Genomic DNA, 11,320 nt, shown 5'->3' with positions numbered 1-11,320 from the left:
GGCCCGGCCGGTCAGGCCGGTGACTCGAGGTACTGGTCGCGCAGCCGGTCGAGGGTCTCGGGCGTGAGCCCGAGGCCCTCGGCGAGGTAGCGGTCGAGGCTGCCCCAGATCTCCTCCAGGGTGTCGAAGGCCGCGATCAGGTACTCGGCGCGCGCGTCGAAGAGCGGGGCGAGCAGCTCCATCACCTCGGGGGAGCGGGCCTCGGCGGACTCGCTGCTGCGGCGCACCTTGTAGCGCCGGTGCGGGGCGTTCGACTCCAGGTAGTCCGCCACGATCGCCTCGCGCTCGACGCCGAGCGCGAGCAGGGTGACGGCGATCGACAGGCCGGCCCGGTCCTTCCCGGCCGCGCAGTGCATCAGCACCGGCACCTGGTCCTGGACGAGCGCCTGGACGACCTGGCGGTGCTCCGCGGTGCGGTTCGTGACGATCTCCCGGTAGGAGTTGGCCATCCGCAGCGCGGCCTTGCCCTCGCCGAGGACCTGGCGCAGCTGGTCGAGGTCGCCGTCGCGCACCATCCGCCAGAACTCCGTGCCGTCCGCCGGGTCGGAGAGCGGGAGGTTGACGTTGCGCACCCCGGGCAGCTCGACGTCCGGGCCTTCGAGCGCGTGGTCGGCGGCGTTGCGGAAGTCGAAGATGGTGTGGAGCCCGAGCGAGGCGAGGAATTCCGTATCGGTTTCGGTGGCATGTGCCAGATGTCCGCTTCGGAAGACCTGTCCCGCTCTGACCCTCCGTCCGTCCGTGGTCGGGAGTCCGCCCACGTCACGGAAGTTGCGCACTCCGGTCAGCTGCGGCTCCGTGGACGGGGCCTGGGGTATCTGCTGGGTCACGGGGACTCCTCCGTATCGTCGCGGCATGTCCGAATTACACTAGTTGAGCGCAACTTGCCATAAGGGACGGGGAGATCGGATCGCCCCCGTGAGCAGGATCATACGGTCACCGTGAGTGTGTGATCACGAAAGTCGAATTCCCTTGTGGGGACGGTCGTTGCCGCGGCGGATTCGACGGAGGGTGACCGGAATTCCGTCGATCCCTCACCCGGGCCTTTCCTGCGGGGAATTCGCGGCTTGTTCCGGGGGGCCGGACGGAATACCTTTCGCGTCGACCCGGATGGACCGCCTAATCCTGCCACCATCCGAAACCGCACCCGACGATCCACACGCCCGGCAGGAGCGGGGGAACCAGGTAAGCCGCCGTCACCGGAATGGATCTTTTCCTCCGGACGGCTCGGGGTGAAGCCGTACGCGTACGGCCGGACATCTCCAGTCCGAACCCGACAGCTCACCTCGCAGGCGACGGAGAGGAATTCGCCATGCCCGCAAAGGGAAAGCACCGCCGCCCGAAGTCCAGCCCGATAGCCCGCGGACTCGTCGTCGCGGGCACCGGGAGCGCGGCGCTCGCGCTGCCGCTGATGGGTGCCACTGGCGCGCACGCCACGACCGTCGGGGCGGCCTCGACCGCCCCGACGGCGGGCGCGGCCACCGCCGTTGCGACCCAGGCGCCGCCGGTCCAGGCGCCGGTCGCCGCGCCGCGGACCTCCTCGGTCTACACCGTGGTCCCGGGCGACTACCTCTCGAAGATCGCCGCGGAGCGGCACCTGAGCGGCGGCTGGCAGCAGGTGTACGCGGACAACCGCGAGGCCGTCGGCTCCGACCCCTCGCTGATCCACCCGGGGTTGAAGCTGACCCTGGGGGAGCCGGCTCCGGCCGAGCAGCGGGAGCAGGCCCCGGCCGCGACCGCGGCCGAGGAGTCCGCCCCGGCGGCGGACGCGGGATCGGACACGGGGGCGGACGAGAGCGCGGGCGACGAGGGTACGAGCGACGAGGGTACGAGCGGCAAGCCCGCGCGGGCCTCCGGTAGCGGTACGGGCAAGGGCTCCGGTGCGGGCACCGCCTCGGCCTCCGGCTTCGTCGCCCCGGTCTCCGCCTCCATCACCACCCAGTACCGGGCGAGCGGCAGCATGTGGTCCAGCGGCCACCACACCGGTGTCGACTTCGCCGTGGGCACCGGCACCACCGTCCGCGCCGTGGGCGCGGGCACCGTGGTCTCGGCGGGCTGGGGCGGCGCGTACGGCAACGAGGTCGTCATCCGGCACGCGGACGGCCGCTACTCGCAGTACGGCCACCTGTCCCAGCTGTCGGTGTCGGTCGGCCAGGGCGTCGGCGCGGGCCAGAGCATCGGCCTGTCCGGGGCCACGGGCAACGTCACCGGTCCGCACCTGCACTTCGAGATCCGCACGGGCGCCGGCTACGGCACGGACGTCGACCCGCTGGCCTACCTGCGCTCGAAGGGCGTGAACGTCTGACCGGCGACAGCCGTTCGGCACGAGGAGGGGCCGGGACCCGAGGGGGGTCCCGGCCCCTCTTTCATGTACCTGACATGTGTACCTGGCGCAGGCCTCACTTATTCCTTACCTACCGGGTGGTATAGATCACGGTCCGTCAAGGGGTGGCTACGGTGGCGTAGGTCACGCCCTGGGGTGAAGGATGTCTTCTCGTGGCAGCGACGACAGCGATGACGACGAAGACGACGACGAAGACGACGAAGACGAAGACGAAGACGATGAAGACGGCATTCCAGGGCTACGGCTCGTACGCGGCGATCGGCGACAGCTTCACCGAGGGCGTGGGGGACCCGGGCCCGGGGGAGATCTTCGTCGGCTGGGCCGACCGGCTCGCGGTGCTCCTGGCCGATCAGCGCGACGAGCACGACTTCCGGTACGCCAACCTCGCCGTGCGGGGCAAGCTCCTGGACCAGATCGTGGCGGAGCAGGTGCCGCGGGCCAAGGAGCTGGCGCCCGACCTGGTCACCTTCTGCGCCGGGGGCAACGACATCATCCGGCCCGGGAGCGACCCCGATGACGTGGCGGAGCGCTTCGAGGCGGCCCTGGCCGACCTCGTCGGGTCCGTCGGCCAGGTGATGATCACCACCGGCTTCGACACCCGTGACGTGCCGGTGCTCAAGCACATCCGCGGCAAGGTGGCGACGTACTCGGCGCACGTGCGGTCCATCGCCGACCGCTACGGGTGCCCGGTGCTCGACCTCTGGTCGCTGAAGTCCGTCCAGGACCGGCGGGCCTGGGACGACGACCGGCTGCACCTCTCGCCCGAGGGCCACACCCGGGTCGCGCTGCGCGCCGCCCAGGTGCTGGGGCTGGACGTGCCCGCCGACCCGGACCAGCCGTGGCCCCCGCAGCAGCCGCGCGGCTCGGCCGAGGTGACCCGGGACAACATCCAGTGGGCGCGGGAGTACCTCGTGCCGTGGATCGGCCGACGCCTGCGCGGCGAGTCCTCCGGCGACCACATGGAGGCGAAGCGGCCGGACCTCCTGCCGCTGTGACGGGGCCGGGCGGGGGACAGGAGGCCGACGGGCGGGAAGCGGAATCCTTCGGGGCCGGTGCGCGTTGGCATGGTGGTAGCACGTACCACCCGCCCCGCCCACTTCCTCTCTGGAGGCGCCTTGACCGGCTCCGGCCCCGGCTCCCGTCCCTTGCGTCCACGGCTGCGCGCCATGCGGCCCGAAGCCTTCGGCGCGGATCCGTCCGGCGCTCGGCTGGAGCGGATCCTGCGCTCGCCGAACTTCGCCGACGGCGTCTTCCAGAATCCGGTCGGGGCCAGGACCAGGCCCTCCGGCTCGATGCTGGAGTTCGCCAAGATCTACTTCCACAAGGAACAGCGCGTCCGGCGCAATCCCGGCGCGCCGGTCCCGGTGCATCCGACCACGCTGGCCGACCTGGCGAAGCCCCCGGTCAGCGGCCTGCGACTGACCTGGATGGGGCACTCCAGCGTCCTCGCGGAGATCGACGGCCGCCGGGTGCTGTTCGACCCGGTGTGGGGTGAGCGCTGCTCTCCCTTCCCCTTCGCCGGGCCCAAGCGGCTGCACCCCGTGCCGGTCCCGCTGGCCGCGCTCGGGCCGGTCGACGTCGTGGTCATCTCGCACGACCACTACGACCACCTCGACCTGCCGACGATCAAGGCCCTGGCCCGTACGGACACGGTCTTCGCCGTCCCGCTCGGCGTCGGCGCGCACCTGGAGCACTGGGGCGTCCCGGCCGACCGGCTGCGCGAACTGGACTGGAACGAGACCACCAAGGTCGCCGGGCTGTCGCTGACCGCCACCCCCGCACGCCACTTCTGCGGACGCGGCCTGCGCAACCAGCAGTACACGCTGTGGGCGTCCTGGGTCGTCGCCGGCGACGAGCACCGGATCTTCCACAGCGGTGACACGGGCTACTTCCCCGGCTTCGAGGAGATCGGCGCCGCGCACGGCCCCTTCGACGCGACGATGATCCAGATCGGCGCCTACTCGGAGTACTGGCCGGACATCCACATGACCCCGGAGGAGGGCATGAGGGCCCACCTCGACCTCCAGGGCGGCGCCCCGCACGGCACGATGCTGCCGATCCACTGGGGCACCTTCAACCTGGCCCCGCACCCGTGGGACGAGCCGGGCGAGGGCACCCTGTCGGCCGCGGGCCGGGCGGGCGCGGCGATCGCGCTGCCGGTACCGGGCAGACCGTTCGAGCCGGGAGCGCCGGACGCCCCGGCCGAGCCGTGGTGGCGCCCGTTCGTCTCGACCCCGGCTCCGACCGCCGGCCCCGGGGCCGCGCCGGTGTCCGCGGCGGCGACGTCCCCCGCCCGCACGGCGCCGCCCGCCGCGGGCCCGAAGGTGAGCGAAGGCCCGAAGGCGAACGAGGGCCCGAAGGCGAACGAGGAGCCGGAGGCCGTGGGGACCTGACGGGTACCCGACCCGCGGGTCGGGCCGGACCGGTCCGCGGGCGTCGAAGGTCGGTGGGGCGGGGGGCTCGCGCGGTGGCGGGGGGCGCTGGGGCGGCGCCCGAAGGGGTATTCGGGCTGTCGTGCGAGCGCTCCTTCCGGAGCGGGACGCACCCCGGTGAAGTTCCCCAACTGGCCGCCTGCGGCAGGAGGGCGCGGTCTAGCGTGGGTACCCGGTGATCAACACCGGGTCCCGGTACCGCGGGGGCCCGGGCCCCCGTACCGTACCGAGGACGCCGATGTCCGGACTCCGCGCCGCCCGCCCCCGCCACTCCCCGTCGAGACACGCCGTCACCGGTCCGGCCCGGCAGATACGGCCCCAGCTGATCAGGGCCGCCGTACTCCCCACCCTCGCCGCCGGTCTCAGCGGCGCCGCGGCGGTGATCTTCACCCTCCAGCTCGGCGGTGGCGCGGGAGCGCGCGACGCCCGGCTCTGGCCGGTGCTCACCGGGTGCGCCCTCCTGGTCGTCGGCGCGCTCGCCGCCGCCCTGCTCGGCGCCCAGCGCGCGGGGAAGGCCGTACGGGACCGTTGCGAAGCGCTGCGCCGGTCCAGCGTGCGCGGCCGCCAGGAGCTCGGGACGGTCGCGGACCGGCTGGAGCGCGGGGAGACCCCGCCCCGCCCGCCGCGCGGCGGCGCCGGGGGTCCGGCGGTCGCGGGAAGCGGCCCCGGTCACGAACACGTGGACGAATTCTGGTTGCTGTCCCAGGAGTTGCGCGGCGCCCGGGAACAGGCGCACGCCACGCTGGTGCGGCTGGCCGGACCCGCGGCGCCCTCCGACAGCGACCAGAAGGTCGAGGTCTTCGTGAACCTCGCGCGCCGCCTCCAGTCGCTGGTGCACCGCGAGATCTCGCTGCTCGACGACCTCGAGGACACGGTCGAGGATCCGGACCTGCTCAGGGAGCTGTTCCACGTCGACCACCTCGCCACCAGGATCCGGCGCCACGCGGAGAACCTCGCGGTGCTCGGCGGCGCCGCTTCCCGACGGCAGTGGACCCGCCCGATCGACCTCAGCGAGGTGCTGCGGTCCGCGGTGGCGGAGGTCGAGCAGTACACCCGGGTGAAGGTGGTGCCGCCGGGGGGCGGCACGGTGCGCGGGCACGCCGTCGCCGACGTGGTGCACCTGCTGGCCGAACTCGTCGAGAACGCCACGGTGTTCTCCGCCCCCGACACCGATGTCGTGGTGCGCGCCGAGCGGGTCACCGCCGGGATCGCGGTCGAGGTCGAGGACCGCGGCCTCGGCATGCCGCCCGAGGAGCAGCGCCGGATGAACGCGCTGCTCGGCGACCCCGATCAGATCAACGTCCGGCGGCTGCTGGCGGACGGGCGGATCGGCCTGTTCGTGGTCTCGGCGCTGGCCCGCAGGCACGGGATCGCCGTCGAGTTGAAGTCCAACATCTACGGCGGGGTGCTCGCCGTACTGGTGCTGCCGCAGGAGCTGTTGGGCGCGGAGGCGCCGAGCGCGGCCGATGCGGCGGGGGGCTCGCGGGCCACCTCGTGGGGGACGGGCGGGACCGCGTACGCGCCCGCGCTGGAGCCCGTACGGACGACCGCGGCGGTGCCGCTCGCGCTCCCGATCCCGGATCCGCTCCTCGAGCCGCTCCCGGATCCGCTCCCGCACCCGCGCCCGCTTTCGGAGGCGGCGGTCGTGTCCGCGCAGGAGCAGGAGCAGGAGCAGGAGCGGGAGCCGCAGCCGGACCCGGAGTTGGAGCCCGAGCCCGAGCTGGAGCCGGTGCTCGAGCTGGTGGTGGAACCGGCGGTCGAGGCCGAGCGGCGGCCCGAACCGGCGCCGTTCCCCATGGTGTCGGTCCCGGTCACGGGCATCGCCGCCGTGGTGCCCGCCGCCCGGGGCGGGAGCGGCCGCCCGCCGCTGCCCCGGCGCCGTGCCCAGGAGCACCTCGCGCCGCAGCTGCGCGAGGCGCCCGTACCGCGCCGTACGGACCTCCGCGCCGCGGACGGTGAACCGCCCCTGCACGATCCGGGCCTGATGGCCGCCTTCCAGCGGGGCTTCGGCCGCGCGCAGGCGGAGCACCCGTCATGACGGCCTCGCGCACCACCGCGTCAGCTCCCACGCACCCGCCCGCCCACCCGCATGCCGACGTCCCGCAGCGAGGAGAACCTCCGATGACAGCCGAAGCGGCCACGAAAATCACACAACTCTCCGATTTGGACTGGCTGTTGAGTGGCCTGGTGCAGCGGGTGCCCTACACCCGCAGCGCCGTGCTGCTCACCTCGGACGGCCTCGTCACCTGTGTGCACGGCCTCGACGCCGACGCCGCCGACCACTTGGCCGCGCTCGCGTCCGGCCTGTACTCGCTCGGCCGCAGCGCCGGATCCCGCTTCGCCGAAGGGGCCGAGGTCCGGCAGGTGGTCGTCGAGCTCGACTCGGCGCTCGTCTTCGTCTCGGCGGCCGGTGCGGGAACCTGCCTGGCCGTCCTCGCCGATCGGGAGGCCGATGCCGGTGTGCTCGGCTACGAGATGGCGATGCTGGTCAAGAGCGTACGTCCGTACCTGGCGGCCCCGCCCCGGCGCCCGGCCGCCGCCGCGGAGCGATGAGGCGGCATGCCACGGGGGCACGCGCGTCGGTTCCGTACCCGGTGGGGGTCGTCCGGGACACGCCTTGGCTCGACGACACGGCGGGCCGGGTGATGCGCCCGTACACCGCGAGCGGCGGCCGGACCCGCCCGGCGGCGGCGCTCGACCTGCTGTCCCTGGTGAGCGCCACCGGGGTGCGGCCGTGTGCGCCGCTGGGCCCGGACCACAGCCTCGCGCTGCGGCTGTGCGCCGGTGCGGCGGCCGTCACCGTCGCCGAGGTGGCCGGGCAGCTGCGGCTGCCGGCGGTGGTCACCAAGGTGCTGCTGTCCGACCTCATGGAGCACGGGGCCGTCGCGGCCCGCGCGCCCCGTTTCCCGGGCGCCCCGGGGGTCACGGGGATCGCCGCCGACGACCAGTCCCTGCTGCGGGCGGTGCTCGATGGCCTACGTCGCCGGCTGTGAGGGGGGCGCCCCGGGCGGGCCGTCCGGGGCGCCGGGGCCGTCCGGGCCGTCCGGATCGGGAGTGCCGCTGACGCTGAAGATCCTGGTCGCGGGCGGGTTCGGGGCGGGCAAGACCACCTTCGTGGGCGCCGTGAGCGAGATCGAGCCGCTGAGCACGGAGGAGCTGCTGAGCGGGCCGGGCGAGGACGCCGATCCGCTGGACGGCGTCGAGGCCAAGACGCGGACCACGGTCGCGCTGGACTTCGGCCGGATCACGCTGGACGCCCAACGCGTGCTGTACCTCTTCGGCACGCCCGGTCAGCAGCGCTTCTGGTTCCTCTGGGAGGAGCTGTGCGCGGGCGCGCTGGGGGCCGTCGTCCTCGCCGACACCCGGCGGCTCGCCGACTGCTTCGCGGCGGTCGACTTCTTCGAGCGGCGCGGGATCGGTTTCATCGTCGCCGTCAACGAGTTCGACGGCGGACACCGCTACACGACCGACGAGATCCGCGGGGCGGTGGGCCTCGCGCCGGAGGTGCCCGTCGTGCGCTGCGACGCGCGGCTCACCGGTTCCGGCACGGGGGCGCTGGCCGTCCTCGTCCACCATCTGCTGTCCAGGGCCACGTCTTCTGAGTCGGGGGAACCGCCATGACCTACTACGAATCGACCGGACACCTGCTGCTCACCCCGGTGGACCGGGAAGCTCCCGCGCGCGTCCTGCGGCTGCGCGAACTGGGCCTGGGGGAGCGGGTGGACAGCGAGCTGGACGCCTTCGCGCGGCGGATCGCGGCGACGCTGGGAGCGCCGTACGCGGGGGTCAACTTCATCGGCGAGGAACGGCAGTTCTTCGCCGGGCTGCACCACGGCGGCGACGCCCCGGCGAGCGGGTACCCGGCCCGGGTGCTCGCCCGCGACCAGGGGTACTGCCCGCACGTGGTGGTGCGGCGGCGGGCGCTCGTCCTGGAGGACGTCCGCGACTTCGCGCGCTTCGCCGGGAACGCCGTGGTCGACGAGAGCGGGGTGCGCTCCTACCTGGGCGCGCCGCTGACCGACCGGCGCGGGGTGGTGCTCGGGACGGTGTGCGCGGTGGACGTGGTGCCGCGCCGGTGGGGGACGGAGGGCCTGGCCACGGTGAAGGCGTTGGCGGCGGAGCTGGTCTCGGTCTTCCACGCGCGGGAGGACGGACTGCGGGCGGGCTGAGGGGTGGAGCGCGGATGCGGGGCGGTTGTCGGTGCCGGGGGCTACCGTCGAACGCGAGGGTTCGACACCGGATTCGACCCAGTTTCGGCCTCGGCCGGAGAGGAGCCGTGGGGATGGCCACGACCCTGACCGCGCAGGACGTCCGCACGATCGCGCTGGCGCTCCCCGACAGCACCGAGAAGCCGGCGTGGGGCATGCCGACCTTCCGGGTGGGCGGCAAGATGTTCGCCGCGCTCGCGGAGGACGACGCCTCCGTCGGGGTGAAGTGCCCCAAGGAGGAGCGCGCCGAGCTGATCGCCGCCGAGCCCGCCAAGTTCTTCATGCGGGCGGGTCACGACGACAACTACGCCTGGCTGCGGGTCCGTCTGGCGGCCCTGGACGGGGCCGCCGAGCTGCGCGCCATCCTGGTCGACTCCTGGCTCCAGGCGGCCCCCAAGCGCCTGGTCCAGGCCCACCCGGAGCTGGGCGGCGCCGGCCGCCCTAGTGCTTGAGGAAGGCGGCGATCCGCTCGCGGAGCCCGTGCGGATCCAGGCCGTGGGCGGCGGTGTGTTCGTCCATCGTGCCGAACCGCCGCAGCTCCGCCCTGCCCACGCCCAGGCCCAGGATCCGGTGCGGGACCTCGATCAGGGCCCCGGCGGCCGGGCCCGCGGACGTACCGGCGAGGTAGGGCTCGACCAGGACCACGTCGGCCGGGCCGGAGCCGACGGCCGCGCGCAGGGCCGCGTCGTCGAAGGGCCGTACGGTCGTCGCGTAGAGCACCGTGACGTCCATCCCCTCGGTGGCCGCCAGGACGTTGTCCAGGAGCGGCCCCACGGCCACCACCACGCCCGCGCTCCCCTCCCGCACGGTCAGGAAGCGGCTGCCGTCGACCGGGCGCGGGGCGGCGTTGGACTGCTGGGAGAGCCGGACGTAGACCTTGTCGTCCCCGGCCGCGTACGCGTGGCGCAGCAGCTCCTCGGCCTCGTCCGGATGCCCGGGGACGTGGACGGTCCAGCCGTCCAGGGTGTCGAGCAGGGCCACGTCACCGGGCGCCATGTGCGTGAACCCGCCTGCGGGCCAGTCGTACGAGGCGCTCGCGCTGACCAGGACCCCGCCCGTTCCCTGGTGCCCGAAGTCCAGCTTGATCTGTTCGAACGGCCGCTCGACGAGGAAGCTCGCGAAGGTGTGCACCACGGGTCGCAGACCGGTCAGCGCCAGCCCGCCGCCGACGCCCACGAGCAGCTGCTCGCGGATCCCGACGTTGATCACCCGGTCCGGGTGCCGCGAGCGGGCGGGGCGGAACCCGTCCATGGTGATCTCCGCGAGCACCACGGCCAGCCGCGGGTCCTCGTCGAGCCGGCGCGTGGTGAAGGAGACGAAGCGCTCCCGCATGGAGTTGCCCGCCACGATGTCCATGGATTCCTCAGCCCTTCGTCTCGACACGGGCGACCACGGCGTGCGGCCGCCGGGGATGCGGTGCGGTGAAAGCGGCGTGCAGTGCCTCGTGGTCGCGCCCGTCCACCGTGACGGCCGACCACCCGGCCGACTCGAACCGGGACGCGATGCCGCCCGGCCAGCCGTGGGTGGCGGAGTCGTTGTCGATCACCACGGTGTGCAGCCGGTCCAGGCCGGCCGGGCCGGCGTAGGCGATGGCCTCGTGGTTGCTGCCCTCGTCCAGCTCGGCGTCACCGATCAGCACCCACACCGCGGGATCGGCCAGCCCCCGGGCCCGCAGCCCGAGCGCGCTGCCCACGGCGAGGGGCAGCCCGTGGCCGAGGGAGCCGCTGCCGATCTCCACGCCGGGGACCAGGGTGCGGTCCGGGTGGTGCCCGAGCGGGGACGCGTACCCGCCGAAGCCGGGCAGCCATTCGACGGGGAAGAACCCCTTGGCGGCGAGCACGGCGTAGTAGGCCATCGGCCCGTGCCCCTTGGACAGCAGGAACCGGTCCCGGTCCGGGTCGGCGGCGCGCGCCGGGTCCACGCGGAGCACCCGGTCGTAGAGCACCCACAGCACGTCCAGCGTCGAGGTGGCGGCCGGCCCGTGCTTCTCGTCCCCGGTCATGAGCCCCATGAGCCGGTCCAGATCCTGGAAGCGGAACCCGGTGTCCGCGGTCGTTTGTGTCATACACGGATCGTGCAACCTCAACCGCGCTTGAGGTCAACCCCGCCTCCTCCACCGAGGCCGAGACCCGTCGCCGAAAGGTGCGCGCGACCACCGCCCGAAGTGCGGTATCGTTCTCGTGCACGAGCGGTTGCGGCGAAAGCCGCAGGTCAGCACGTAGCGGGACGTGGCGCAGCTTGGTAGCGCACTTGACTGGGGGTCAAGGGGTCGCAGGTTCAAATCCTGTCGTCCCGACTAGAGGTTCGCCTTGTAGTCGCAGATCAGAGCCCTGTCTCAC

Annotated in this window: 12 protein-coding genes, 1 tRNA gene and 1 riboswitch; of the genes, 10 read left to right on the top strand and 3 right to left on the bottom strand. The window is 73.5% G+C overall.

Features of this window, described 5'->3' with window-relative positions; translation table 11 throughout:
- Positions 1-11 precede the first annotated feature (11 nt).
- Entirely contained in the window at positions 12-827 is an 816-nt protein-coding gene (locus tag ACFWAR_RS01395) for a tyrosine-protein phosphatase (RefSeq protein WP_385772213.1), read from the bottom strand.
- Between the two features lie 308 nt (positions 828-1,135).
- Positions 1,136-1,305: riboswitch (cyclic di-AMP (ydaO/yuaA leader) on the top strand.
- Between the two features lie 4 nt (positions 1,306-1,309).
- Between ACFWAR_RS01395 and ACFWAR_RS01390 the strand changes: the two genes are divergently transcribed.
- From ACFWAR_RS01390 to ACFWAR_RS01350, 9 genes are all read left to right on the top strand, one after another.
- Positions 1,310-2,302 (top strand): peptidoglycan DD-metalloendopeptidase family protein, encoded by a 993-nt coding sequence (locus ACFWAR_RS01390; RefSeq protein WP_385772212.1) that lies wholly within the window; start codon positions 1,310-1,312, stop codon positions 2,300-2,302.
- 257 nt (positions 2,303-2,559) lie between these two features.
- Positions 2,560-3,336 carry an SGNH/GDSL hydrolase family protein gene (locus tag ACFWAR_RS01385; RefSeq protein WP_385772360.1) on the top strand — a complete coding sequence of 259 codons (777 nt, stop codon included), beginning with the start codon at positions 2,560-2,562 and terminating at the stop codon, positions 3,334-3,336.
- Between the two features lie 171 nt (positions 3,337-3,507).
- The gene (locus ACFWAR_RS01380; protein WP_385772359.1) at positions 3,508-4,734 is read left to right on the top strand and encodes an MBL fold metallo-hydrolase; all 1,227 of its coding nucleotides are present in this window, start codon (positions 3,508-3,510) and stop codon (positions 4,732-4,734) included.
- Between the two features lie 277 nt (positions 4,735-5,011).
- Entirely contained in the window at positions 5,012-6,811 is a 1,800-nt protein-coding gene (locus tag ACFWAR_RS01375; protein WP_385772211.1) for a sensor histidine kinase, read from the top strand.
- 83 nt (positions 6,812-6,894) lie between these two features.
- The gene (locus tag ACFWAR_RS01370) at positions 6,895-7,326 is read left to right on the top strand and encodes a roadblock/LC7 domain-containing protein (protein ID WP_385772210.1); all 432 of its coding nucleotides are present in this window, start codon (positions 6,895-6,897) and stop codon (positions 7,324-7,326) included.
- Positions 7,323-7,766, top strand: a complete 444-nt coding sequence (locus ACFWAR_RS01365) for a DUF742 domain-containing protein (protein ID WP_385772209.1) — start codon at positions 7,323-7,325, stop codon at positions 7,764-7,766. The genes ACFWAR_RS01370 and ACFWAR_RS01365 overlap by 4 nt, the downstream gene beginning before the upstream one ends.
- Positions 7,744-8,394: an ATP/GTP-binding protein gene (locus ACFWAR_RS01360; RefSeq protein ID WP_385772208.1), complete on the top strand. Its 651-nt coding sequence runs from the start codon at positions 7,744-7,746 to the stop codon at positions 8,392-8,394. Before ACFWAR_RS01365 ends, ACFWAR_RS01360 begins: the two co-directional genes overlap by 23 nt.
- The gene (locus tag ACFWAR_RS01355) at positions 8,391-8,942 is read left to right on the top strand and encodes a GAF domain-containing protein (RefSeq protein ID WP_385772207.1); all 552 of its coding nucleotides are present in this window, start codon (positions 8,391-8,393) and stop codon (positions 8,940-8,942) included. Before ACFWAR_RS01360 ends, ACFWAR_RS01355 begins: the two co-directional genes overlap by 4 nt.
- A 113-nt stretch (positions 8,943-9,055) precedes the next feature.
- On the top strand, positions 9,056-9,433 hold the full coding sequence (locus ACFWAR_RS01350) for an MmcQ/YjbR family DNA-binding protein (protein ID WP_385772206.1): 378 nt from the start codon (positions 9,056-9,058) through the stop codon (positions 9,431-9,433).
- Here ACFWAR_RS01350 and ACFWAR_RS01345 read toward each other — a convergent pair.
- Positions 9,423-10,337, bottom strand: coding sequence for a transketolase family protein (locus tag ACFWAR_RS01345; protein WP_385772205.1), 915 nt, complete (start codon positions 10,335-10,337; stop codon positions 9,423-9,425). The genes ACFWAR_RS01350 and ACFWAR_RS01345 overlap by 11 nt on opposite strands.
- 7 nt (positions 10,338-10,344) lie before the next feature.
- Entirely contained in the window at positions 10,345-11,046 is a 702-nt protein-coding gene (locus ACFWAR_RS01340) for a transketolase (protein ID WP_385772204.1), read from the bottom strand.
- Between the two features lie 157 nt (positions 11,047-11,203).
- On the opposite strand from ACFWAR_RS01340, the gene ACFWAR_RS01335 reads away from it, so the two are divergent.
- A tRNA-Pro gene (locus ACFWAR_RS01335) sits at positions 11,204-11,277 on the top strand.
- Positions 11,278-11,320 lie beyond the last annotated feature (43 nt).

The organism is Streptomyces sp. NPDC059917, assembly GCF_042730635.1.
GTDB lineage: Bacteria > Actinomycetota > Actinomycetes > Streptomycetales > Streptomycetaceae > Streptomyces.
Note: the sequence above shows the minus strand (reverse complement) of the source record. Positions and strands in the feature narration are given on the sequence as shown.

Coding starts and splice junctions, on each gene's coding strand:
- ACFWAR_RS01390 (WP_385772212.1), top strand. CDS start 1,310: ATGCCCGCAAAGGGAAAGCACCGCCGCCCGAAGTCCAGCCCGATAGCC.
- ACFWAR_RS01385 (WP_385772360.1), top strand. CDS start 2,560: ATGAAGACGGCATTCCAGGGCTACGGCTCGTACGCGGCGATCGGCGAC.
- ACFWAR_RS01380 (WP_385772359.1), top strand. CDS start 3,508: ATGCGGCCCGAAGCCTTCGGCGCGGATCCGTCCGGCGCTCGGCTGGAG.
- ACFWAR_RS01375 (WP_385772211.1), top strand. CDS start 5,012: ATGTCCGGACTCCGCGCCGCCCGCCCCCGCCACTCCCCGTCGAGACAC.
- ACFWAR_RS01370 (WP_385772210.1), top strand. CDS start 6,895: ATGACAGCCGAAGCGGCCACGAAAATCACACAACTCTCCGATTTGGAC.
- ACFWAR_RS01365 (WP_385772209.1), top strand. CDS start 7,323: ATGAGGCGGCATGCCACGGGGGCACGCGCGTCGGTTCCGTACCCGGTG.
- ACFWAR_RS01360 (WP_385772208.1), top strand. CDS start 7,744: ATGGCCTACGTCGCCGGCTGTGAGGGGGGCGCCCCGGGCGGGCCGTCC.
- ACFWAR_RS01355 (WP_385772207.1), top strand. CDS start 8,391: ATGACCTACTACGAATCGACCGGACACCTGCTGCTCACCCCGGTGGAC.
- ACFWAR_RS01350 (WP_385772206.1), top strand. CDS start 9,056: ATGGCCACGACCCTGACCGCGCAGGACGTCCGCACGATCGCGCTGGCG.
- ACFWAR_RS01345 (WP_385772205.1), bottom strand. CDS start 10,337: ATGGACATCGTGGCGGGCAACTCCATGCGGGAGCGCTTCGTCTCCTTC.
- ACFWAR_RS01340 (WP_385772204.1), bottom strand. CDS start 11,046: ATGACACAAACGACCGCGGACACCGGGTTCCGCTTCCAGGATCTGGAC.